Source organism: Micromonospora sp. CPCC 206171 (assembly GCF_036906755.1).
Classification (GTDB): Bacteria; Actinomycetota; Actinomycetes; order Mycobacteriales; family Micromonosporaceae; genus Micromonospora; species Micromonospora purpureochromogenes.
Genome location: NZ_JBAKHT010000010.1, coordinates 91,361 through 111,996 on the forward strand (window position 1 = coordinate 91,361; position 20,636 = coordinate 111,996).

Below are 20,636 nucleotides of genomic sequence, written 5' to 3' on the forward strand. Positions count from 1 at the left end.
TCATGACAGCCGTTAGGGGGTCGGCCGGTCGGCCGCCGCCTGCGACCGGTAGATGCCGATCTCCTCCGGTCGGACGAGGCCGTCCTCGATCGCCCGGGCCAGCAGCGCCGCCTTCGTCGCCGCCGGCCGGCCCGCCCGGGTGTACTTGATCCGCGCCCGGTCCACGTACTGCTTGACGGTGTGCTCGCTGATCCGCATGCGACGGGCCACCGACGCCTTCGACATCGACTGGAACCAGAGCAGCAGCGCCTCTCGTTCCTTGTCGGACAGGGTCGGGCGGTCGGGGCGGGGGTCGCCGACCATCGCCCCGGCCAGCGCCGGTGGCACGTACGGGCGGTCGCTGGCGGCGGCCAGGACGGTCGCCACGCAGTGTTCCCGCCCCTCGTGCTTGGCCAGGAACGCCGCCGCCCCGGCGTCCAGTGCGGCGAGCATCGTCGCCGGGTCGCTGTGCTCGGAGTAGACCACCACCCGCCGACCGGCGGCGCTCAGCTCGGCCAGCTTGTCGATCACCATCCGCCCGTGCAGGCGCAGGTCCAGCAGGATCACGTCGGCGTCCGGGGCGTCCCGCAGCACCTGGTCCGGATCGTCCCCGGTGGCCAGGACCCGCAGCCGCGGCTCGGAGGCCAGCCACGCCCGCACCCCGTCGATCACCACCGGGTGGTCGTCCACGATGGCCACCCCGACCGGCCGGCCCCCGCTCACGTCCTGCGCCACCGGGTCTGCGTCCACCTGATCTCCCCGTCCCGCTCCTGCACGTGCTCCACCTGGCCGTCGTCCTCGACCTGGCTGGGCGGACCGGTCCCGGCGGATTCGTCCACCTCGGGGGTGACCAGGCTGACCACCACCTCGTCGGGGCCGGCGACCACGGTCAGCCGGGACCAGCGCCGCGCCTCGGCCAGCGCGGCGGTCGGCGGGTCCACCAGCCGGCGGCGGACCTCCACCGGCAGCGGCGGGGGCGTGCCGATGGCGACCAGGTCGATCGGCAGGCCGTTCCGCTCGGCCAGGTCGGCGGCGGCGCGCAGCTCGTGCAGCAGCGGGTCCGGCACGTCGTCCGACTCGGCGATCAGCCGGCGCAGCCGGGCCGCAGCGAGCACGCACCGGCGCTGCACCAGCGGGTCGGCCGGATCGGCGCGCCCGTCGGCCAGCTCGGCCAGCACCTCCTCGGCGGCGCCGCTGACCAGGGCGAGCCGGGCCTGCCGCTCCCGCCGGGCCCGCTCGGCCGCGTCCCGCTCGGCGGCCACCGCGAGGGTGGCCGTCGCCGTCGCGGCCCGTTGCCGGGCCAGGCCGGCGATCACCGCCGCGCCGGTGAAGACCGCGATGGGCAGCGACGACGTGCCGTAGACGTACATCGCGTACCGGGTCAGGTCGGCGGGGGCGGTCGCGCCGTGCCCGAGCAGCGCGGCCAGGGCGATCAGCGAGTGGGCGGCGAGCAGGGCGAGCAGCCAGGGGACCCGCCGCCCCCAGAGCACCACCACGAAGAACCAGCCGAGGGTGCCCCAGACCCAGTTGGCGGCGGTGAACAACAGCTCCCGCCCGCAGGCCGCGAAAACCGCCGCGTCCACCGTCAGCAGCACCGCGACCAGGGGCAGCGCCGGCGGGAGGCCGCCGCGCAGCAGCCGGGCGGCGGCGTACCCGCCGGTCGCGGTGACGACCAGCCAGCCGGCCGCGACCACGGCCGGCGCGGCCAGCTCGGACCACGACCCCAGCAGCGCCGGCAACCCGATCACCGTGTGCCAGACCAGCGCGATGGCGACGGCCGCGATCCGGGCGCCCCGGTCCGAGGCGCGGGCCACGTCGATCGCCGGGACGTCGTCCGGCGGCGAAAGGCTCGGCGGGGACGGATCGACCCGGGGTACGGCGACCGGGCCGGCGTCGAGGTCAGCCGACATGCGGCCATTCCAACCGGATCCGGGTGCCCTCGCCCGGGGCAGAGGTCACCTCCGCGTGCCCGCCGACCTCGGTCAGCCGCCCGCGTACCGACTCGCGCAGCCCGTACCGGTGGGCGGGGACGGTGGCCGGGTCGAAGCCGGGACCGTCGTCGACCACCTCGACCACGACGGTCTCCGCCTCGGTGGTCAGTCGCAGCGTCACGGCCGCGCCGGGCGCGTGCCGGGCGACGTTGGCCAGCGCGGCGGCGGTGGCGTCGGCGAGCGCGGTGGCGGCCGGGACCGGGGCGGCGCAGGGCGCCAGCTCAGCGGTAACCGCCAGCTCCGGGTGGGCGTCGCGCACCGCCCGCAACCGCTCGTCGACCGCGACCCGGCCGCCGACCGGCGCGGACCGCGCATCGGCGAGCCCGACGAGGGTACGCAGGTCGGCCCCGGCCCGCCGGCGCAGCGCCGGCGACCCGTCCGGCACCGCACCGAGGCCGACCATGGTGAGCGTGCCGAGGACGGTGTCGTGCAGGTCCCGGTTCTGCCGGCGCTCCGCCTCCCGGGCGGTACGGGCGATCAGCGCGTCCCGGCGCAACCCCTGGTAGTCGGCGAAGGCCCGGTCTGCCCGGCCGATCCGCCGGCGCATGACGGCGGTCATCATCGCCGTCAGGCCGGTCTGCCCGAGCAGGGTCGCCGCGTGGGCGGTGGCCTCGGCCGGGTTGCCGGCGGCGGTGGCGCCGGTGGCGTAGGCGGCGGTGAGCAGCAGCCCCGCCGGCACCGACCAGCGGGCGGCGACGGTGGCCTGCGTGTTGATCACCGTGGTGCTGGCCAGCACCGCGATCCAGCTGCCCTCACCCGGCAGCACCTCCGGCGCGACCAGGTGGGGGATGAGCAGGCACGCGGCCGTGGTGAGGGCCACGTCCCCGGTGACCAGCGCGGGGCCGATCCCGGCGCGCAGCGCGCGGACGGCGTAGACCACCGACCACGCCGTCAGCACCGCGACCGCCACGAGCAGCGCCGCGGTCGACACCGGCGGGGTGCGCACCGCCAGCGCGGTGACCGCGCCGACCAGCCCGCAGGTGAGCCGCAGCAGGGCCGGCAGGGTGGTGAAGATGAGCGTGAACGCGCCACCGGCCGGCCGGTCCAACAACGACGGCGGCGAGGTCGGAGCGGGTACGGCCGACATCGGGAGGCGTCCTTCGGGCAGCGACCCGTCCGGGTCCGCGCAGCGGTAGATCGACGACGGAGAATAGCATGGTACGTCCGTTCCGGTCACCCTCGGTGCGCGTCGTGTCGCTGACAGCTCAACCGGCTCCCACCGTCGCCACGGCGAGCAGGTGGCAGCTGACCCCGATCACCGCCGGATCGCACTCGAACGCCCGCGCACAGGCGACCGCCTCGCGGAACAGTGTGGACTCCTCGGTCGCCCCCGGGCGCTCGGGTCGGTGGCATCCGTCGATGGTGGGGGCCGGGATGCCCGGGGTCACCCGGGTTTCCGCGCCGGCCGGGCGCGTGGGTCTGTCGTCGCGCCCATGAAGGGCCGGTGTGACGTATCGGGGGAGGCCGGCGCTGAGAAGCACGGATGACCTGGACCACCGATGCCGGGCGGGGCACCCCACCCCCCTTCCCCCTCCGCCCCGCCCCGGCGTCGGTCAGGCCGCGTCGCACCGATCACCCACCCCCCAGGTCGTCGGTGCGACGCGTGCCGCACCCCCGTACGGTCGCTCAGTTCGCTGCCCAGCCGGCGGCGTTGCTGGTGGACTCCCGCGAGATGCCGGAGCCGGTCTCGGGCCACTCCCCGAAGCGTTCCTCGTGCAGGTGGCCGAAGAAGTAACACATCTCCTCGCAGTCGGCGTCCAGCACGGCCATCGCCGGGTCGGCGCGCACGGCCTCGTAGAACTCCCGACCCAGCGCGACGATCCAGCCCCGGCAGTAGAGGAATCCGTCGTCGGAGCCGTCGGTCACCTCGTGGACGTCCTCCCGGTCGATGTCGTGGAGCTTCCGCTCGACCATGCGGTCGAGGTCGGTCAGCTCCCGGCCGGACAGTTCGGCGCAGAGCCCCCGGAGACTGGCGAGGAACGGGTCGAGCCAGTCGTCGATCGCGTACGGGTCGACGTCGTCGGCCTCCGGGTCGCGGGTCGCCAGGGCCCGGCGCAGCGCCGCCGGCTCCGGGCCGAGCCGCTCCCAGGCGGCCTCGACCGGTGCCCAGAAGCGGGCTCGGGGGTCGCCTGGTCACCGACCGGAACGCCCCGACGTGGTGGGTGCTGGCCGACGCCGAGGGCAACGAAGCGTGCGTGGCCACCTGGCTGGGCCGCGACTGAACGTCGGTGGGCCGCAGCGACGGGCCCGCCCGGTCCGGCCGCCGCGATCGCTCGACGACGCCAGGAGCATCCCGGCGGTCCCCCTCACACCCAACCGCGGCTGGCTGCCTGTACGCCGGCCTGGAACCGGCTGGCCGCGCCCAGCCGCTCGGTCAGTGACGTCATCATCCGCTGCACGCTGCGCACGGAAACCGCCAGCTTGCGGGCCGCCGACTCGTCGGTGTGCCCGGCGGCGAGCAGTCGCAGCAGTTCACGTTCCTGCGGGGTGAGCCCCTGATCGTCGGCGGCCGTCCGTTCGCCGAACGGGGTCGCGCTGTGCCACACCTGCTCGAAGAGCGCGATCAGTCCGGCGATGACGCCCGGGCTGCGCAGCTCCAACGCGCCCTGCCGTGAGTTGCCGGGATCGATGGGGACCAGCGCGATCTCCCGATCGACGATGACCATGCGCATGGGCAGCGTCGGCGTGGTGCGCGACTGACCGCCCAGGCCCGCCATCAACCGGGCGTGGGCCAGCGTGGCGGGATCGTTGCGGAAGCTGTCCTGGTACACGTTCCGGATGCGGACACCGCGCTGCAAGGCCTGCTGGTTGAGCGGCGCCTCCGCCTGGATGGTGTCCGGGGCTTGCGCGCCCCCGGTGGTGAACGAGAGGCACTCGGTGCGCGCGCTGTGGGCCAGCTCGGCCAGCCGGTCCCGGACGCTCTCGATCCCGTCGAGCACCCGGCCCTCCGCCGCCTGGTGCTGGTCGTCGTGGGCGGTCGCGATGGCGGCGATGGCGGCCCTGGTCGCCTCGACCTGTCGCTGCCGGACCGCGACGTCCGCCTCCACCTTGGCCAGCAGCGCCATGAGTCCGGCCTGCGGCCGTACCACCCGCGCCTGGTCGCGCTGCGGGGCCAGCCGGATCAGCGCGAGGTCGGCCAGCACGTCCAGTGCCGCGGTCACCTGCTCCGGCGGGACGCCCAGGTGGTCGGCCAGGCCGGCGACGTTCAGGTCGGGGCGTTGCAGCATGGCGCGGTAGACCGCCTCGTGCTCCGCGGACAGCCCCAGCAGATCGAACACAGCCCCTCCCCCGAGTAGGACCCATCGACGAGCATTCTGCCCCCCGCTGATCATTTTCGTGGTCCCGACGAGCACCTGGCGGGGTTCCGCCGGGCGGGGTCACGCCAGGCCGAGCCTGGTGACAAGGCCTGGCGGGCCCGCGATGCTTTCTTCAGCGGCGGCGAGATCCACCATGAAGCCCCGCAATCCACACCAACAGCGACACGTAACACATCACGGGGGAGTAAATCGATATGTCCACATGTATGGATGTACGGCGCGACCTGATCATGATCGGTCTCCTCGCTCTCGCTCTTGCGATCGCCCTGGGAGCCGGACCGGGCACGCTGGCCGTACTCGCCGACGGGTTCGGCTGGGGCGGACCCACGCCGGACGGCCCGGCGGCCCAGGTCATGGCCGACGGGTTCGGCTGGGGTGGCCCCACGCCGGCCGGCCCGGCGGGGTGGTCCTGATGGTCGCGGCACACCTCCGGATCGCACCGCTCACCTCGACGGTCGTCCTCGACCCGGCGGTGCTGCGAGATCTCATCAACGCGCGGGCCCCGGCCGGGAGCGGCGTCGAGCACATCCGGGTCCGCGCCGGCCCGGACAGCGCCGACATCCTGGCGTTCATCGACAGCGACGACCCGGCGGCCGCCTTCGACCTCCTGCACCGCCTGGTCAGCAGCGCGATCAGGGAGTCCGAACCACTCCGTCTCTGGCGGATCGTCTAGCCGTCCGAGCCCGGACACCACCCACGTCATCCAGCAGCTGCCCGGACACGGGCGGCCGACCCACCACGTCCACAAGCCACGAACAGAGTTGAGGAGATCATCATGAACAGGTCCGGTATTCGTCGCCGGCTGGCCGTCATCGCGGCCACCGCGGGTATCGCGTTCGGGGTGGCGGTCGCTCCGCCGGCGGCCCACGCGGCTCCCACCGGCGACGGCATCGTCACCATCGCCAAGCGCGAACTGAACGACTCCAGTCGCAACCACGAGATCCCGGTCAACTGCACCTACTACGGCGGCGAGATGTTCGGCTGGCCCGCCTGCGGCGGCAGAGCGGGCTGGGGCGGGGGAGGCTCCGCGTACGCCTGGTGCGCCGGGTTCGCCAAGTACGTGTGGCGGGAGGCCGGCGTCACCACCGCCATGTCGCAGATCAACGGGTACGCCGCGTCCTTCAAGACGTACGGGCTGAACAACGGCACGTGGCACGCCCGGGGCGGTAGCTACGTCCCTCGGCCCGGCGACGCGATCACCTTCGACTGGGGCAACGACGGCGACGTCAACCACGTCGGCATCGTGAAGTCCGTGTCGGGGACCACCCTCTACACCATCGAGGGCAACACCAGCGACCGGACCGCCTCGCACACCTACTACAACTACAACAGCAACTCCCAGATCGAGGGCTTCACCACCGCCGTCGGCGTGACCGGCGGCAGCACCACCCCGACCGAGCCGGAGCGCTGGGTGGCCGACGTGACGGGTGACGGGTACCACGACCTGGTGGCCCGCAGGACGGACGGCAGCCTGTGGCTGTACTCGAACAACATCGTCCGCGACAACGGCGTCCCGTACAGCTCCGGGTCCTCGCGGCAGATCGGCAGCGGCTGGAGCGGTGCCGACCGGATCGTCAACGCCGACGTCACCGGTGACGGATACACGGACCTGCTCCTGGTGAAGTCGGACGGCAGCATGATCCTGTACCCGAACAACATCGTCCGTGACGACGGCGTCCCGTTCAGCAGCCCGGACTCCCGCGTGGTCGGCAGCGGCTGGGGCAACTTCGACCGGATCGTCGGCGCCGACGTGACCGGTGACGGCTACACCGACCTGGTGGCCCGCAAGACCGACGGCACCCTGTGGCTCTACCCGAACAACATCGAGCGCGACAACGGCATCCCGTTCAGCAGCTCCGCCGCACGGCAGATCGGCAGCGGCTGGGGCGGCTTCGACACGCTGGTCGGCGCCGACGTGACCGGTGACGGTTACACCGACCTGGTGGGCCGCAAGACCGACGGCACGCTGCTGCTCTACGCGAACAACATCGTCCGCGACAACGGCGTCCCGTTCAGCGGCTACCAGCAGATCGGCAGCGGCTGGGGCGGCTTCGACACGCTGGTCGGCGCCGACGTGACCGGTGACGGTTACACCGACCTGGTGGGCCGCAAGACCGACGGCACGCTGCTGCTCTACGCGAACAACATCGTCCGCGACAACGGCGTCCCGTTCAGCGGCTACCAGCAGATCGGCAGCGGCTGGGGTGGCTTCAACAGCATCAGCTGACGGCATCACCTGACCGCATCACCTGACGACGCGCCGCCTGGAACTAGGTTGCCGCGTTCCGTCCGGTTCGCTGAGGATGGCCGCGATGAGCGCTCTCAAGATGCACGCCGACGAGATCGAGACCGACGTCGACCTGGTCCGTCGCCTTTTGGCCGGACAGTTCCCGCACTGGGCCGGGCTGCCGATCCGTCCCGTCCCGTCGTACGGCACCGACCACGACATCTACCGACTCGGTGAGCACCTCGTCGTCCGGCTACCGCGGATCGGCTGGGCCACCAGGCAGGCGGCACAGGAGGCGGAGTGGCTGCCGAAGCTCGCCCCGCACCTGCCGCTCGCCCTGCCCGTGCCGGTGGCGATGGGACGCCCCGCCGAGGGCTATCCCTTCGACTGGTCGGTGTGCGAGTGGCTGCCGGGCGAGAACGCGAACGGCACCATCGACGACCTGGACCGGGCGGCGGTCGATCTCGCCGCGTTCGTGGCCGCGCTGCGCCGGATCGACACCACCGGCGCCTTCCCGCGCCTTCCCGGCCAGCGGGGCGCACCCCTCGCGGAGCTCGACGAGGGCGTCCGGCGGGCGGTCGCGCGGCTCGGCGACCGGATCGACGGTACGGCGACCCTGCGGTCGTGGCAGGAGTCGCTCGACGCCCCGGCGTGGGACGCCCCGGAGGTCTGGGTGCACGGCGATCTGCTGCCGGGCAACCTGCTCGTCGTCGACGGCCGGCTGTCCGCGGTCATCGACTTCGGCGGCCTCAACGTCGGTGATCCCGCCTGCGACCTGCAACCGGCGTGGAACGTGTTCGCCGGCGCCAGCCGCGAGCGGTTCCGCGCCGAACTCGACGTCGACGACGCGTCCTGGCTGCGGGGGCGTGGCTGGGCGCTGTACCAGGCCGTGCTGGCCCTGCCCTACTACTGGGCGACCAACCCCGGCATCGTCCGGCAGGCCACGCACGCCCTGGCGCAGGTCCTCGGCGACCGGCGCTGACCTCCCGGTCCGCCCTGTTGACACCTGCCTGGCCGGCACGGCCTCCACCGGCGGGCAGCCGTAATCCGGGTCCGATCGGCTGTGCGGCCGGCTGTGATCGAGCAGCCTGCGATACGGTCGGACGCTGTGACCGCGCCTGAGATCACCGTCGCCACCGCGGAAGACCGTGGACGCGTCATCGCCTCGCTGGTCGCCGCCTTCACCAAGGACCCCGTCCTCCGGTACCTGTTTCCCGACGAGGCGACCTACCCGCAGTACGCCGCCGCCTTCTTCGGGCACCTCTTCGACAAGCGGGTCCGCAAGGAAACGATCTGGACGATCGAGCGCGGAGCGTCGGTCGCGATCTGGGAGCCTCCCGCGATGCAGAGCGAGTGGCCGGACGACGACCTCGTCGCCCAACTGCCCGCCGACGCACTGGCCCGCGTCCACGCCTACGACGAGGCCGTGCATGCGGCACTGCCGGCCGCTCCCTACTGGTACCTCGGTGTCCTGGGTACCCACCCGCAGAACGTCGGCCGCCGGTGGGGCCACGCCGTCATGCGAGCCGGACTGCTCCGCGCCGCCGCTGACGACCTGCCGGCGATCCTGGAGACCAGCAACCCCGACAACGTCGAGGTGTACGGCCGCGCCGGCTGGGAGGTGGTCCGCGCCTTCACGGAGCCGCTGCCCACCTGGATCATGCGGCATCCGGGGTAGGTGTCAACCCGCCGGCTTGTCGCTCCCGGCGGGTGGCGGAGGAAGGAGCAGGCATGTCAACGGAACCGGAGCCCGGCCTCGCGCCCGAGCACACGAGACCCCGTTATGCCGAGGCTGATCCGATCGTGATGACGGTCGACGGGCAGGACTTCCGCATCCGTCAGCGTGCTGAGAAGCCCGGCGAGTACGACTTCGACTGGCTCAGCGGGCCGCACGAATACGGCTTCGGGATCACCAGAGCTGACGGCTACGCGATGACGCTGCCTGAGATGGAGGAGGCCATCCGGAACTTCCTCGCTGAGATCGACCCCGCCACCGGATACCTGAAGGAGTAGTTGAGCGGGCGTAACCTCGCCCGCTAGCTCTCGGGGGCTATGTGTAGCAACGGGCCGCCCATCAGCAAGGTAGGCGGCCCGTTCTGCTGTGCGTGTGTGGACTACACCCAACGCCTGCCGCTGGGGCCTGCCTGGGCCATGCCGAGCAGGTGGGCCAGCCGGTACCGCAGTACGCGCGCCTGCCCGATCGACAGAACGAGGCTGACTGCGGCGCTGCCTTCCACGCTGGTCAGCTTCACCATCGGCTCGGCGGCCGGGTGCAGAGCCTGGACGAGGGCCACGCCAACGATGAACGCCTCCGGCCGGTTGGTGTCCACGTGCCGGGCGCGGGAGCGATGCTGGCCTCGGCGCTGGCAGTCGTCCCGGTCGCACCAGCGCGGGTGGCCCTGGTCGGCCGGCTCGGCAAGGGTGCCAGTGGCGTAGACGTGCACGTAGCCGCAGGGCCGATCCACGTCGGGTGCCAGGCCGGCCGGATGGGCGTCCAGCCCGGCGCGGGCGATTACGGCGGTGGCGTGGGTGGTGTGCGCGGGGCAGGTGTACGCGCAGGCGTCCAGGGAGTCGGCGGTGTACAGCTCGATGCGGACCGTCGCGGGCTCTCCGCAGGTGGGCAGGCTGGGTAGGGTGCTCACGGGTCGCCTCCTAGCTAGGCGATCAAGGCCCTCGATCAGCGGCGCAATCGCTGGTCGGGGGCCGCCTCTGTTCTGGCCACGACAAACGTACAGTCCACGTACGTCTAGTGACTAGACGTCTAGAGGCTGGACAACCCCGAACACGTACAGATCATGTGCGTGCCTACGCTCTCGCCCATGACCAGCCCGCTGTCCAATGTGCCGCTCTACCGGCAGTTGGCAGATCTGCTTGCCAAGCAGATCGAAGAGGGCAAGCTCCTTCCCGGGCAGCCGTTGCCGAGCGAACTGCACCTGCAGCAGACCTACGGCGTTGCCCGGGGCACCGTGCGGATGGCCATGCGCGAGCTGCGCGACAGGGGTCTGGTCGTCACCGTTCACGCGCGGGGCACCTTCGTCGCCGAGCAGGGCTGACCACGGCTGACGCGGATGCACCCCGGTGTACCCGGCTCTGTCGAAGATCAGCCCTGATCAGCGTTTCCGCTGGTGACAGTGGTGCGCCCGGCAGGATTCGAACCTGCGGCCTTGGGATTAGAAGAAGATCGCGGATGGCTGGTCAGGTGACTTCACACCTGGTCCGCCGGTCCGTCGTTGTCGGCTAGCGTCGGTATCAGCGGGCGGACTTGGCTGTACGGATGGCTGTACGGGTCACCTCGCCAGTCCCTCGAAGTGGGCACGAAGATCGGCAACGAGCGAGGTCATCTGTTCTCCCGCCTCGACGGTGATGAAGACTCGGGCGAGCCATCCGTCGGGTGAGTAGGAGTCCTGGTGAAGGGTGCCGCCTAGAGAGACGTGCCCCTTGCCGTCGTGGCGGGCGGTGACCCGCATGGTGGCGTCCAATGATCGCCAACTACGTTCACCCTCCCAGCCGCGCCAGTCGTCGGCCAGCTGCTCGAAGAAGATGACGAGGTCCGGCTCTTGGGCGTGAGTCGGCCATGCAAGCTCTACTCCGCGTCGAGCGGTGAGTCCTTGATCATGCAGCTCTACCTGCATCACGGCGACGTACCCGTCACCCCACGGGTCTTCTGGTGGATGAAGCACCCACGTGCTCTCTGCGGGTGGATAGCCGATGATCAGTGGGTTCATGATGCCGCATTATGGCTGGCGGATCTCCTCGTCGGGCAGTCGCCAGACCGTCCGGGGAGCCTGGTAGCCCTTTGGGTGCCCGACGAGGTGATCCGCCCCCGGCCGATCTCTGAGGAGGGCCGGGGTTCGGGGCGGAGCCGCGAGGTCTTCGAGGTCTTGTCGTCCGTCAGCGTGGCCGGCCCGGCCGATGCCGGCCGGAGGTCGCCAGCAGGCCGGGGCCGGGCCGGCGCGGCCCGCTTTGCGGGCCGCTCTTGATCCTAAAGAGGTCAATTCGGCAACCGGTCGTCCAATCTTCGCTCGCCGAGAAGACTGCCAGCTCAGGTCTGGGCCGCGCGGCCGGTCACCCAACTCTCCAGGCATGACCCCGTCCTACAGTGGGTCTTGGTGTAGCCCTTCGTCGATGTACGCTCGGGTGGTGGGTAGAGCAAGCCGAAGGAAGCACGAGAAGCGTCAGATACAGCTGCAGCGTCCCGAAATTGAACGCGCCCTCGAAGAGCATCTAGGCTTTTTGTTTCGGTCGGCACTTTCATACGACGAAGGCTATGAGGACGAGGCGAAGCGGCTTGCCGTTAGCTTGAGAGCCATTCTGCACAACACGGCTCAATCCCACAGTCTTTTAGCGCAACTGGATTTAGGGAGCAAGCTTTTCACCGATACGGCCGCTCATATCGATCCTCGGAATCTCGGAAATACGCCCGGGCTCGTCATCATGGAGATGATCGTAGGAGTCGGGGTGACCTATGTGGCTCCGCTAGGGATGCTTTCTCCCTCTCGGATCCACCCGCCGGCCCCCTTCCAGGCCTGGTGGGATTCTCCGGTCATGAAGATCGGGGAACACCTTTGGTCTAGAAAGCAGCTTGTCCTAGCGCTGGCAAATAAAGATGGTGGTGCGCACGTAGACCCTTCGCTCGACGAGGACTACTACGCCTTATCTCGGCGAAATCTCTTGGGCGTCACCTATGTGGACGCGTCGGGGGCGCAGGAGGCGCAAGGTAACCCGGCTGCGGCTGCTGTTCGCCAGATCGCTTACGAGGTTCTTGGCACCTTCGAACGAGAGCAGCCGAACACCATGCCAAAGAATGCGAAGGCATGACGCGCCCCTGTCAGCCGAGCGGGAATCGAGCGACAACCTCCCACTCGTACATGCGCCGGTCGCGGTGCATCTCGATCAGGTCGATGTGGCTGATCCGAACGGCGGCACGATCCGGCTCAATGACCTCGACGGCGCGGATGTACGGCGCTGCCGGCCCATCTGCCGTCAGGTAGGCGACGCTCACGTGTGCCGGTACCGGCCGTGATCCTCGGGGACCTGGTCCTTACCGGCGACTCGTTCAATGACCGTCCGGGTAGCTGCTCGTAGTCTCTGAACGGCCTCAGCGGGTATCGCCGGCATGACGATGGCTTCGTCCGCGACGACGATCTCACCGAACTCGACGTCGACGGCAGGCAGTTGGGCGAGTTGCTCGCCCGCTTCCTTGGTGATCGCGGCCAACGTCTCGTCCGTGGTCTCGTCGGTGAACCCGATGCCCTGCATGGTCAGGTGCAGCCACTGGTCTGGAATGAGGGTCACGGGCGGGGCGACAGCCAATGCCGATCGGTATGAATCAGCAAGGCGGTACAAGTCCGGCTGGTCTTCAAAGGTGACGTGGAAGGCGTAGAAGCGCCGGCCGACACGCCAGCCGGGCCGCCACCACCAGTGGTCGCGGACCTGGGCGGCGTGCTGGCCGGGAGCAAGGTCAGCGAATGACACGGCTTTCTCCTGTCAGACCTCAGACGGCGCTTCCGGCTCGATTGCCTTTGGCTCTACCTCGTACTCGTCGATGACCATGATCCGGTCGGCAGGCCACACGGACTCTGACACTTCCAGGATCGTGCCGTCTTCGGCTCGGGCGACGTGGATGACGTGCATTACTGGGGCACCCATGGGCAGGGTGAGGGCCGCTGCTTCATCCGTGGTTGGAGCCGGGCAACCCACTGGTCGCGGACGGTGGTGTAGCGCTTGCCGCTCAGGTCCTCGATGCAGAGGAACAGGCCCTTGGGGACCACGGTGGGCTCTTCGAGGAAGGTGCCACCGGCAATCTCCACAGGCATGTAGCTGGCACCGATCTCCTCGGGCCTCCCGGTCTCTCGGTCGAAGAGGTGCCGACGCCGAACAACTGCCTCGGTACCGGGCTCGACCGCCATCACCTCGGCGATATGCGCGGGTACTGGCGCACGTCCGGCGAACACGATCTCGTGCCGGAGGTGAGCGGTGAGCAGCTGCTGGTCCTTGCGCGCTCGCCCGTAACGATCACGGGAGCGACGTTGGTCTGATCCGGAACTCACTCGGTGATGCTGAGCGGGAGGAACTGGTGCACCGCAATGCGGCGAAGTCGGTGCGTCCACCGGCCATGCGTCAGGTCGAGCGTCGCGCCCTGGGCGTGGAAGAGGCCAAGCGGCTGCTCGATGCACTGCGGGGTCACCGTCTGGAAGCGCTGTACGTCTGCGCGCTGACGGTGGGACTCCGACGCGGAGAACTGCTCGGGCTCGCCTGGGCGGACATCGATTTCGACGCGGGCACCCTGACCGTTCGGCAAACCGTCCAGCGCGCGGAGGGCCGGTTGCAGATCGTCGCCCCGAAGACGGAGCGGTCTCGGCGGACGGTGCCTGTGCCGGCGCAGACTCTCGCACTCTTCCGCGCCCATCGCCGCAAGCAAGCCGCGGACTCACTGGCGGCGGGGGAGCGGTGGCAGGATCACGGCCTGGTCTTTCAGTCCAGGGTCGGGACGCCGAGGGACCCGGACCACATAGACCGGACTTGGCACAAGATCCGGGCTGCGGCCGACCTCGACTGGCTGCGCCTGCACGACCTGCGCCATGCCTGCGCCACGTTCCTGCTCGTCTCGGGGGCCTCGCCGCGAACGGTGATGAAGGTGCTCGGGCACAGCCAGATCGGGTTGACGATGAACACCTACGCCCACGTTCTGCCGGAGATCGAGCGGGCCGCCGTCGACCAGGCCGCGAAGCACCTCTTCGGCTGACTTGGCTGTACGGATGGCTGTACGGGGGCCGTGGTGATCGTCTCGACCGGGAGCGGGAAGCCGCTGACCTGCGGTGACGTGGGTGCGCCCGGCAGGATTCGAACCTGCGGCCTTGGGATTAGAAGTCCCCTGCTCTATCCGCTGAGCTACGGGCGCGCGGCGTGCGTGTCGCGCCAAGAGGGTACCGCCGCACCCCCGGGCCGCGGGGGAACGGGTGCCCGCTGCGGCGCGGTGATCAGCGTCGCACGCCGCCGCGCGTCCGGTCATCCGGGTTCCGGCCGGGCGCGCCCCGTACCCTCGGTTTCGTGCTGCTGGAACCGGACGCCGAGAACGAGGTCGCCTACGAGCTGTGCCAGCTCCTGGGGCGCGCGATCCTGCCGGTCCGCCCGGCCGGGCCGGCCGACGACGGGCCTGCCGGCACCGCGTTCTTCTTTGCGCACGCGACGGGGGAGTACCTGCTCACCGCCGACATCCTGACCCGGGTCGAGGCCGGCGAGGTCGGGCTGCGGCCGAGCGTCACCGAGCCGACCGGGGCGGCCCCCGACGCGCTGGTCCTGCCGCACTTCGCCGACCGGTGGGGGCACCTGCCCGATCTCGGGGTGGCGGCGCTGCCCACCGCCGGGCTGCACGAGCGGGCGGCCGGGCAGGGCTGGCGCTGGCGTACCCAACCGGTGCCGGACGCGGTGGCGGCCGGCGCGGACGACGTCGCCCGGATCGGCGCGGAGCCGATCACCGCGATCGTGCTGGCGCTGGGTGTCCGCGACGACGGGTCGCGGCCGCTGGAGGTCGCGGTCGAGCGGGCCGTCCGCGCGGGCGACGGCCTGCGGATCACCGGCGAGCTGCCCGCCGGGTACGTCGGCGCGCCCGTCTTCGGCGTGCAGGCCGACCCGGCGGGGGAGGTCGGGCTGCGCTGCCTGGGCCTGGTGCTGCCCGGCGAGGGCGGCCATCCGGTGGCCGGCTTCGACCGGATCACCGCCGAGCTGCCGACCGGCGGCTGAGCCCCGGTCAGCCGGCCTGCGGCGCTCCCGCCGGTGCGGTGTCGGCGACCGGCTCCCGGCTGCTGGGGACCGTGGTCGCGCCGGACTCCGTCGCGACGGGGCCGGCGTTCGTCGGGCCCGCGCCGAGGAACGCCTCGGCCCACCGCCCGACCTCGGCGAAGACCTTCTCGCGTACGGCGGGGCCGGAGAGCGTCAGGTCGTGCAGGCCGCCGTCGAAGCGGGCCAGGGTGACGTGGTGGCCGAGCCGGGGCGCCCAGCGCACCATGTGCTCGACGTCCAGGACGGCATCGGCCAGGGCCGCGTTGTCGTGCCACTTGGTGCCCTTGAAGCTGCGGGTCGAGCAGGCCAGCAGCACGGGCACCGGGATCTCCAGCCCGGCGCGCAGCTGCCGCTGGGCGGTGCGGATGGCGTTGATCCAGCCGGCCCGGACGGGGAACCCGGCGAGCGGCTTCCAGGCCAGGTCGTACGTCCACTCGCCGCGGTGCTCGGCGTGCAGGCTCTCGCCGTACACGGTGCCCAGGCCGAAGGGGAGGATGCGCTGCGGCGCGCGGCGGCCCAGCCGGGAGACGGCGGCCGCGAGGGGTCGACGGATGACCCAGGGGGCGTTGATGTCGAAGAACGGGCTGTTCAGGAAGAGCCCGTCGACCAGACCGGCGTCGCGTCGGGCGTGCGCCCAGAGCGAGAGGATCAGGCCGCCGGTGGAGTGGCCCATGGCGAGCAGGGTGTCGTGCCCGTCGTCCTCGCGGATGATCTTCGCGGCGGCGTCCAGCTCAGGGAAGTAGTCGCCGAGGTCGCGGCAGAAGTTCGGGGTCTGGTGCGACAGCAGGCTGCGACCGTACTTGCGCAGGTCGAGCGCGTAGAAGTCCCAGCCGCGCTCGGCGAAGAAGTCGGCGACGTGGGTCTGGAAGAAGTAGTCGACGAAGCCGTGCACGTACAGCACGGCCCGCCCGGTCGGGCGCTCGGCACGCCGCCGGACCAGGGTGGCGACCACCGGTCCCTCGTTGTCGGTGCCCAGGTCGATCGTCTGCCGCTCGTACGGCGGCCCCAGCACGTCCGGTTCCACGATGGCGACGGTACGCCCGGAAGCTACCGGGCGGTAGCCCCCCGCTACCGTCCCCGCCCGATCGCACCGGTCGGGCGGGGACGGCAGCGGCGTGGCTCAAGCCGTCTCGGCGTCGGCCCGCTCCAGGTCGGCGTCGGTGTCGGCGTCGGCCACCTGGTCGCGGCCGGGCTGACCGATCTCCCGGATGTGCTTGTTGTGCCGGGGCTCCTGCTTCGTCTTGGCGTCGTTCAGCCGCCGGCGCAGGTCGTCGCGGGCGTCGTGGAGCGCCGCGCGGAGGTCCTCCTCGCCGGAGGTGGTGACGATCTTCTGCCGACCGGCGATCCAGCACTCCAGCGTGACCTTCTGCCCGCGCGCCTCGCGGTCCTTGACCGACACCTCCAGCTCGGTGGCGTCGGCGTGGAACGCGGCCAGCCGCGCGTCCAGGGTCGCGAAGTGTTCCACGATCCAGTTCCGGTCGCCCTGGGAGAAGCCGGCGCCGACGCGCAGGCACTCGGCAACGGTCGCCGGGTTGCTCACCGCGCTCATCGCCGCACCTCCCGCTCGGTGCGGACGGGGCCGGTGGTACGCGAGCTGAGAATCATCGTCACTGACCTTTCTCATCGAACCTCGTGCCGTGCTGGCTCTCGGTTGATCAAATCCATACCCAGACGGAGTCGATCCCACGCCGGGTGACCCCGCCGTCCGATCCTGGTCACACCCGGTACGGCCCCCAGAGCCGCTCGGCCCTAGCAGACCGGCCCTTGATCAGGTTCTTGTCCACAGGCGGTCTGGTTGTCCACAGGCGGGTCCGGTCCGCTCCCGGCGCGGCGCCGACCCGGCCAGGCTCGGCACCGAGTCGACTCGCCACGGCAGGCCCTGGACCCCTGGGAGGGGACGATGTTCGATACCTACGTAACAATTGTCGGTAATGTCCTGACGGCACCCGAGTGGCGCCGTACCACGCAGAGCAAGACCCTGGTCGCCAACTTCAAGGTCGCCTCGACCGCCCGCCGGCTCGACCGGGACAGCGGCCGGTGGGTGGACGGCAACAGCCTCCGCGTCCGGGTCAACTGCTGGCGCAAGCTGGCCGAAGGGGTGGCGGCCTCGGTGATGGTCGGCGACCCGGTGGTGGTGGCCGGCCGCCTCTACACCCGCGACTGGACCGACGACGCGGGCAACCACCGCACCCTCTACGAGCTGGAGGCGGTCGCCGTCGGGCACGACCTGTCCCGCGGGCGGGGCCGGTTCCTGCGCAACAAGCCGACCATGGCCACCAGCACCGTCGAGGACGCCGAGGCGGCCGGCCGGGTACAGGGCGAGCCGACCGAGCCGGTGCCGCACGAGCAGGCGCCGGCCGCGCCGGACGACCGGCCGTTCGACGAGGACTTCGAGTTCTCCGGCTTCGCCGTGCCCCGCGCCGGCCACGAACCGCCCGGTACCGGGTTCGACGAGCGGACCGACCCGTTCGACGAGGAGGGCGACGAAACGCCGGCGTCCGGCGACGAGCTGGCTCCGGTGCCGGGGGACGGCGAACAGAGCGCCGGGGAGGGCGAGCTGGACGCCGTACCGGAGGAGACCGCCGTCGCGCCGGCCGGGCGGGGTCGGCGCGGGCGCGGCCGGGTGCCGGTGCCGGCCTGACCAGGCGGGCCGGAGCCGGTGAGCCGCGCAGGGGTGGCGCCGCTGCGGCCCGACCGGGCGTACGGGCGGGGGCGGGGTGGCGACGGCGGCGTCGGTCACCCCGCCGTACGGCTAGGCTGGCCGGCCGGAGGTGGTGCGAGGTGCGTCAGGCGACCGCCGTGGCGAACGCGGCAGGGCTGGTGGCGGGGTATGCCCTGGACTCCCTGCTCGGCGACCCGCGTCGCTGGCACCCGGTGGCCGGCTACGGCCGTGCGGCCGGTGTCCTCGAACGGCGGGTCTACCGCCCCGACCGGGCCGCCGGCGCCGTCTTCACCACGCTCGCCGTCGGCGCGCCGGTGCTGCTCGGCGCCGCCGCCACCGTGGCGACCCGGCGGCACCCGGTGCTGCGGGGTCTGCTCGTGGCCGCGGGCACCTGGACGGTGCTGGGCGGGCGCACCCTGCGCCACGAGGCCGGCGTGATGGGGTCCGCCCTGCGCGGCGGCGACCTGCCGGCGGCCCGGCGCCGCCTGGGCCACCTCTGCGGGCGGGACCCGTCCGCGCTCGACGAGTCCGAGCTGGCCCGGGCCACCGTCGAGTCGGTCGCCGAGAACACCTCCGACGCGGTGGTCGCCCCACTGCTCTGGGGAGCGGTTGCCGGGCTGCCCGGCCTGCTCGGCTACCGCGCGGCCAACACGCTCGACGCCATGGTCGGCCACCGCTCGCCCCGCTACGCCCGCTTCGGCACCCCGTCCGCCCGCCTCGACGACGTGCTCAACCTGGTGCCGGCGCGGCTGACCGGGCTGCTCACCGTCGCCCTCGCCCCGACCGCACACGGCGACCGGGCCCGCGCCTGGCACGTCTGGCGCCGTGACCGCGACGACCACCCCAGCCCCAACGCCGGCCAGTGCGAGGCGGCGATGGCCGGTGCCCTCGGCGTCCGGCTCGGCGGGCGCAACGTGTACTTCGGTCGCTCCGAGGTGCGGCCGTTCCTCGGCGACGGCCCCCGCCCCGAGGCGCGGCACCTCCGGCGGGCCGCCCGGATCTCCGGCGCCGTCGGGCTGGCCGCGCTCGGGATCGCGGCCGCCTGGCCACTGACGGGCGGGCGGTTGGTGGCGGCGGTGGGCCGGCGGGGGCTGCGCGGCCTGGGCGCCGGCGGCCGGGGGAGTGGACGGTGAGCGGCGGGCTGCTGGTCGCCGGCACCACCTCCGACGCCGGCAAGAGCGTGCTCACCGCCGGCATCTGCCGCTGGCTGCACCGCCAGGGGGTCGCGGTGGCCCCGTTCAAGGCGCAGAACATGTCCAACAACTCCGCCGTTGTCGTCGGCCCCGATGGCCGCGGCGGGGAGATCGGCCGCGCCCAGGCGATGCAGGCCGCCGCCTGCGGGCTCGCCCCCGACCTGCGGTTCAATCCGGTGCTGCTCAAGCCCGGCAGCGACCTGGCCAGCCAGGTGGTGCTGCTCGGCGAGGCCGTCGACACCGTCACCGCCGGCAACTTCCGCGAGCTGCGGCCGAAGCTCGCCGAGACCGCGTACGCGGCCCTGGCCGAGCTGCGCGAGGCGTACGACGTGGTGATCTGCGAGGGCGCCGGTAGCCCGGCCGAGATCAACCTGCGGGCCGGCGACTACGTCAACATGGGGCTGGCCCGGCACGCCGGCCTGCCCACCATCGTCGTCGGCGACATCGACCGGGGCGGGGTGTTCGCCTCGATGTTCGGCACCGTCGCCCTGCTCGACCCGGCCGACCAGGCGCTGGTCGCCGGCTTCGTGATCAACAAGTTCCGGGGCGACCTGGGGCTGCTCCAGCCGGGGCTCGACATGCTGCGCGGGGTCACCGGTCGCCCGACGTACGGGGTGCTGCCCTGGCACCTCGACCTCTGGCTCGACGCCGAGGACTCGCTCGCGTACGGGCGGGTGCTCGGCCGGCCCGCCGCGCCCCGCGGCACCGACTGGCTGGACGTCGCCGTGGTCCGGCTGCCCCGGATCAGCAACGCCACCGACGTGGAGGCGCTCGCCACCGAGCCGGGCGTGCGGGTTCGACTGACCGTCGAGCCCGCCGAACTGGCCGCCGCCGACCTGATCGTTCTGCCCGGCTCCAAGTCCACCGTCGCCGACCTGGCCTGGCTGCGCGAGACCGGCCTCGCCGACGCCGTCACCGCGCACGCCGCCGCCGGCCGGCCGCTGCTCGGCATCTGCGGCGGCTTCCAGATGCTCGGCCGGGCCATCCACGATGCGGTGGAGAGCCGCCGGGGCAGCGTCCCCGGGCTGGGCCTGCTCCCCGTCGAGATCACCTTCGACCCGCGCAAGACCGTCCGGCAGGCGGTGGGCACCGCCGCCGCTGGCGTCCCGGTGCGCGGCTACGAGATCCACCACGGGTACGTCTCGACCGCCGACCCGGGCCTGCCCCCGCTGCTGACGTACGCCGACGGCGACGGTGAGGGCGCGCGCCTCGGCGCGGTGTACGGCACCCACTGGCACGGCGCGTTCGAGTCCGACGAGTTCCGCCGCCGGTTCCTCACCGAGGTGGCCCGGACTGCCGGTCGGCACGGTTTCCAGGTGGCGCCGGACACCGCCTTCGCCGCCGCCCGGGAGCGCTCGCTCGACCTGCTCGGGGACCTGGTGGAGGAACACCTCGACACCGATGCGCTGTGGCGGCTGGTCGAGACCGGCGCGCCGGCCGACCTGCCGTTCATCCCGCCCGGGGCCCCGCCGGCGATCTGACCGG

Annotated in this window: 28 protein-coding genes and 1 tRNA gene; 14 read left to right on the forward strand and 15 right to left on the reverse strand. The window is 72.0% G+C overall.

The genetic code is table 11. From position 1 onward, the window contains the following. Positions 1-12: 12 nt before the first annotated feature. From V6U89_RS14400 to V6U89_RS14420, 5 genes are all read right to left on the reverse strand, one after another. Positions 13-729, reverse strand: a complete 717-nt coding sequence (locus V6U89_RS14400) for a response regulator transcription factor (RefSeq protein ID WP_334571509.1) — start codon at positions 727-729, stop codon at positions 13-15. Next, on the reverse strand, positions 699-1,889 hold the full coding sequence (locus tag V6U89_RS14405; protein ID WP_334571510.1) for a hypothetical protein: 1,191 nt from the start codon (positions 1,887-1,889) through the stop codon (positions 699-701). The genes V6U89_RS14400 and V6U89_RS14405 overlap by 31 nt, the downstream gene beginning before the upstream one ends. Further along, a complete protein-coding gene (locus tag V6U89_RS14410) occupies positions 1,879-3,057 on the reverse strand; it encodes a sensor histidine kinase (RefSeq protein ID WP_334571511.1) in 1,179 nt (392 codons plus the stop codon). The genes V6U89_RS14405 and V6U89_RS14410 overlap by 11 nt, the downstream gene beginning before the upstream one ends. A 118-nt stretch (positions 3,058-3,175) precedes the next feature. Further along, positions 3,176-3,358, reverse strand: a complete 183-nt coding sequence (locus V6U89_RS14415; RefSeq protein ID WP_334571512.1) for a hypothetical protein — start codon at positions 3,356-3,358, stop codon at positions 3,176-3,178. 238 nt (positions 3,359-3,596) lie between these two features. Then, on the reverse strand, positions 3,597-4,028 hold the full coding sequence (locus V6U89_RS14420) for a DUF4240 domain-containing protein (RefSeq protein ID WP_334571614.1): 432 nt from the start codon (positions 4,026-4,028) through the stop codon (positions 3,597-3,599). Positions 4,029-4,072: 44 nt separating this feature from the next. Between V6U89_RS14420 and V6U89_RS14425 the strand changes: the two genes are divergently transcribed. After that, positions 4,073-4,192, forward strand: a complete 120-nt coding sequence (locus V6U89_RS14425; RefSeq protein WP_442933923.1) for a VOC family protein — start codon at positions 4,073-4,075, stop codon at positions 4,190-4,192. Positions 4,193-4,276: 84 nt separating this feature from the next. Here V6U89_RS14425 and V6U89_RS14430 read toward each other — a convergent pair whose 3' ends face one another. Next, positions 4,277-5,248: a helix-turn-helix transcriptional regulator gene (locus tag V6U89_RS14430; protein WP_334571513.1), complete on the reverse strand. Its 972-nt coding sequence runs from the start codon at positions 5,246-5,248 to the stop codon at positions 4,277-4,279. 245 nt (positions 5,249-5,493) lie between these two features. Here V6U89_RS14430 and V6U89_RS14435 point away from each other — a divergent pair, with 245 nt between their 5' ends. The 6 genes from V6U89_RS14435 to V6U89_RS14460 all read left to right on the forward strand — a co-directional run bounded on the left by V6U89_RS14435 (position 5,494) and on the right by V6U89_RS14460 (position 9,527). Next, positions 5,494-5,700, forward strand: coding sequence for a hypothetical protein (locus V6U89_RS14435; RefSeq protein WP_334571515.1), 207 nt, complete (start codon positions 5,494-5,496; stop codon positions 5,698-5,700). Next, positions 5,700-5,960 carry a hypothetical protein gene (locus tag V6U89_RS14440; RefSeq protein WP_334571516.1) on the forward strand — a complete coding sequence of 87 codons (261 nt, stop codon included), beginning with the start codon at positions 5,700-5,702 and terminating at the stop codon, positions 5,958-5,960. The genes V6U89_RS14435 and V6U89_RS14440 overlap by 1 nt, the downstream gene beginning before the upstream one ends. A gap of 102 nt (positions 5,961-6,062) precedes the next feature. Further along, complete coding sequence (locus tag V6U89_RS14445; RefSeq protein ID WP_334571517.1) at positions 6,063-7,514, forward strand: FG-GAP-like repeat-containing protein; 1,452 nt, start codon at positions 6,063-6,065, stop codon at positions 7,512-7,514. Between the two features lie 85 nt (positions 7,515-7,599). Then, positions 7,600-8,496, forward strand: coding sequence for an aminoglycoside phosphotransferase family protein (locus tag V6U89_RS14450; RefSeq protein ID WP_334571518.1), 897 nt, complete (start codon positions 7,600-7,602; stop codon positions 8,494-8,496). Between the two features lie 126 nt (positions 8,497-8,622). Beyond that, the gene (locus V6U89_RS14455) at positions 8,623-9,192 is read left to right on the forward strand and encodes an N-acetyltransferase (protein WP_334571519.1); all 570 of its coding nucleotides are present in this window, start codon (positions 8,623-8,625) and stop codon (positions 9,190-9,192) included. Positions 9,193-9,245: 53 nt separating this feature from the next. Beyond that, positions 9,246-9,527 (forward strand): hypothetical protein, encoded by a 282-nt coding sequence (locus V6U89_RS14460; protein ID WP_334571521.1) that lies wholly within the window; start codon positions 9,246-9,248, stop codon positions 9,525-9,527. Between the two features lie 101 nt (positions 9,528-9,628). On the opposite strand, the gene V6U89_RS14465 is transcribed toward V6U89_RS14460, so the two are convergent. Continuing rightward, positions 9,629-10,156 carry a hypothetical protein gene (locus tag V6U89_RS14465; RefSeq protein ID WP_334571522.1) on the reverse strand — a complete coding sequence of 176 codons (528 nt, stop codon included), beginning with the start codon at positions 10,154-10,156 and terminating at the stop codon, positions 9,629-9,631. Between the two features lie 177 nt (positions 10,157-10,333). On the opposite strand from V6U89_RS14465, the gene V6U89_RS14470 reads away from it, so the two are divergent. Continuing rightward, a complete protein-coding gene (locus V6U89_RS14470) occupies positions 10,334-10,567 on the forward strand; it encodes a GntR family transcriptional regulator (protein ID WP_257028134.1) in 234 nt (77 codons plus the stop codon). 234 nt (positions 10,568-10,801) lie between these two features. On the opposite strand, the gene V6U89_RS14475 is transcribed toward V6U89_RS14470, so the two are convergent. Then, positions 10,802-11,239: a DUF6228 family protein gene (locus V6U89_RS14475; protein ID WP_334571523.1), complete on the reverse strand. Its 438-nt coding sequence runs from the start codon at positions 11,237-11,239 to the stop codon at positions 10,802-10,804. A gap of 415 nt (positions 11,240-11,654) precedes the next feature. Here V6U89_RS14475 and V6U89_RS14480 point away from each other — a divergent pair, with 415 nt between their 5' ends. Then, positions 11,655-12,332, forward strand: coding sequence for a hypothetical protein (locus V6U89_RS14480; protein ID WP_334571524.1), 678 nt, complete (start codon positions 11,655-11,657; stop codon positions 12,330-12,332). Between the two features lie 10 nt (positions 12,333-12,342). Here V6U89_RS14480 and V6U89_RS14485 read toward each other — a convergent pair whose 3' ends face one another. Genes V6U89_RS14485 through V6U89_RS14500 form a run of 4 tightly spaced genes read right to left on the reverse strand, consistent with a single transcriptional unit; the run spans position 12,343 to position 13,564 of the window. Continuing rightward, positions 12,343-12,516: a hypothetical protein gene (locus V6U89_RS14485; protein WP_334571525.1), complete on the reverse strand. Its 174-nt coding sequence runs from the start codon at positions 12,514-12,516 to the stop codon at positions 12,343-12,345. Continuing rightward, positions 12,513-12,989 (reverse strand): 2'-5' RNA ligase family protein, encoded by a 477-nt coding sequence (locus V6U89_RS14490; protein WP_334571526.1) that lies wholly within the window; start codon positions 12,987-12,989, stop codon positions 12,513-12,515. The genes V6U89_RS14485 and V6U89_RS14490 overlap by 4 nt, the downstream gene beginning before the upstream one ends. A gap of 12 nt (positions 12,990-13,001) precedes the next feature. After that, positions 13,002-13,148 (reverse strand): hypothetical protein, encoded by a 147-nt coding sequence (locus tag V6U89_RS14495; protein ID WP_334571528.1) that lies wholly within the window; start codon positions 13,146-13,148, stop codon positions 13,002-13,004. Then, positions 13,148-13,564 carry a hypothetical protein gene (locus V6U89_RS14500; protein ID WP_334571529.1) on the reverse strand — a complete coding sequence of 139 codons (417 nt, stop codon included), beginning with the start codon at positions 13,562-13,564 and terminating at the stop codon, positions 13,148-13,150. The genes V6U89_RS14495 and V6U89_RS14500 overlap by 1 nt, the downstream gene beginning before the upstream one ends. A gap of 26 nt (positions 13,565-13,590) precedes the next feature. Here V6U89_RS14500 and V6U89_RS14505 point away from each other — a divergent pair, with 26 nt between their 5' ends. Then, positions 13,591-14,259 (forward strand): site-specific integrase, encoded by a 669-nt coding sequence (locus V6U89_RS14505; RefSeq protein ID WP_334571530.1) that lies wholly within the window; start codon positions 13,591-13,593, stop codon positions 14,257-14,259. Positions 14,260-14,342: 83 nt separating this feature from the next. Here V6U89_RS14505 and V6U89_RS14510 read toward each other — a convergent pair. Then, positions 14,343-14,415, reverse strand: a tRNA-Arg gene (locus V6U89_RS14510). 149 nt (positions 14,416-14,564) lie between these two features. Here V6U89_RS14510 and V6U89_RS14515 point away from each other — a divergent pair. Then, complete coding sequence (locus tag V6U89_RS14515; protein WP_334571531.1) at positions 14,565-15,257, forward strand: hypothetical protein; 693 nt, start codon at positions 14,565-14,567, stop codon at positions 15,255-15,257. Between the two features lie 7 nt (positions 15,258-15,264). Here the strand turns inward: V6U89_RS14515 and V6U89_RS14520 are convergent, their stop codons facing one another. Together V6U89_RS14520 and V6U89_RS14525 are read right to left on the reverse strand one after the other, a co-directional pair. Then, a complete protein-coding gene (locus tag V6U89_RS14520; RefSeq protein ID WP_334571533.1) occupies positions 15,265-16,320 on the reverse strand; it encodes an alpha/beta hydrolase in 1,056 nt (351 codons plus the stop codon). Positions 16,321-16,416: 96 nt separating this feature from the next. Further along, a complete protein-coding gene (locus V6U89_RS14525) occupies positions 16,417-16,845 on the reverse strand; it encodes an HPF/RaiA family ribosome-associated protein (protein ID WP_334571535.1) in 429 nt (142 codons plus the stop codon). 351 nt (positions 16,846-17,196) lie between these two features. Between V6U89_RS14525 and ssb the strand changes: the two genes are divergently transcribed. The 3 genes from ssb (at position 17,197) to V6U89_RS14540 (ending at position 20,632) form a co-directional block, all read left to right on the forward strand. Next, entirely contained in the window at positions 17,197-17,937 is a 741-nt protein-coding gene (gene ssb / locus V6U89_RS14530; RefSeq protein WP_334571537.1) for a single-stranded DNA-binding protein, read from the forward strand. 140 nt (positions 17,938-18,077) lie between these two features. Then, positions 18,078-19,091 carry a cobalamin biosynthesis protein gene (locus V6U89_RS14535; protein ID WP_334571538.1) on the forward strand — a complete coding sequence of 338 codons (1,014 nt, stop codon included), beginning with the start codon at positions 18,078-18,080 and terminating at the stop codon, positions 19,089-19,091. Next, positions 19,088-20,632: a cobyric acid synthase gene (locus V6U89_RS14540; protein ID WP_334571540.1), complete on the forward strand. Its 1,545-nt coding sequence runs from the start codon at positions 19,088-19,090 to the stop codon at positions 20,630-20,632. Before V6U89_RS14535 ends, V6U89_RS14540 begins: the two co-directional genes overlap by 4 nt. Positions 20,633-20,636 lie beyond the last annotated feature (4 nt).

Bases quoted from the DNA above. Each gene is read 5' to 3' on its own strand.
- V6U89_RS14405 (WP_334571510.1), bottom strand. From the start codon at position 1,889: ATGTCGGCTGACCTCGACGCCGGCCCGGTCGCCGTACCCCGGGTCGAT.
- V6U89_RS14410 (WP_334571511.1), bottom strand. From the start codon at position 3,057: ATGTCGGCCGTACCCGCTCCGACCTCGCCGCCGTCGTTGTTGGACCGG.
- V6U89_RS14435 (WP_334571515.1), top strand. From the start codon at position 5,494: ATGGATGTACGGCGCGACCTGATCATGATCGGTCTCCTCGCTCTCGCT.
- V6U89_RS14440 (WP_334571516.1), top strand. From the start codon at position 5,700: ATGGTCGCGGCACACCTCCGGATCGCACCGCTCACCTCGACGGTCGTC.
- V6U89_RS14445 (WP_334571517.1), top strand. From the start codon at position 6,063: ATGAACAGGTCCGGTATTCGTCGCCGGCTGGCCGTCATCGCGGCCACC.
- V6U89_RS14450 (WP_334571518.1), top strand. From the start codon at position 7,600: ATGAGCGCTCTCAAGATGCACGCCGACGAGATCGAGACCGACGTCGAC.
- V6U89_RS14460 (WP_334571521.1), top strand. From the start codon at position 9,246: ATGTCAACGGAACCGGAGCCCGGCCTCGCGCCCGAGCACACGAGACCC.
- V6U89_RS14470 (WP_257028134.1), top strand. From the start codon at position 10,334: ATGACCAGCCCGCTGTCCAATGTGCCGCTCTACCGGCAGTTGGCAGAT.
- V6U89_RS14475 (WP_334571523.1), bottom strand. From the start codon at position 11,239: ATGAACCCACTGATCATCGGCTATCCACCCGCAGAGAGCACGTGGGTG.
- V6U89_RS14495 (WP_334571528.1), bottom strand. From the start codon at position 13,148: ATGCACGTCATCCACGTCGCCCGAGCCGAAGACGGCACGATCCTGGAA.
- V6U89_RS14525 (WP_334571535.1), bottom strand. From the start codon at position 16,845: ATGAGCGCGGTGAGCAACCCGGCGACCGTTGCCGAGTGCCTGCGCGTC.
- ssb (WP_334571537.1), top strand. From the start codon at position 17,197: ATGTTCGATACCTACGTAACAATTGTCGGTAATGTCCTGACGGCACCC.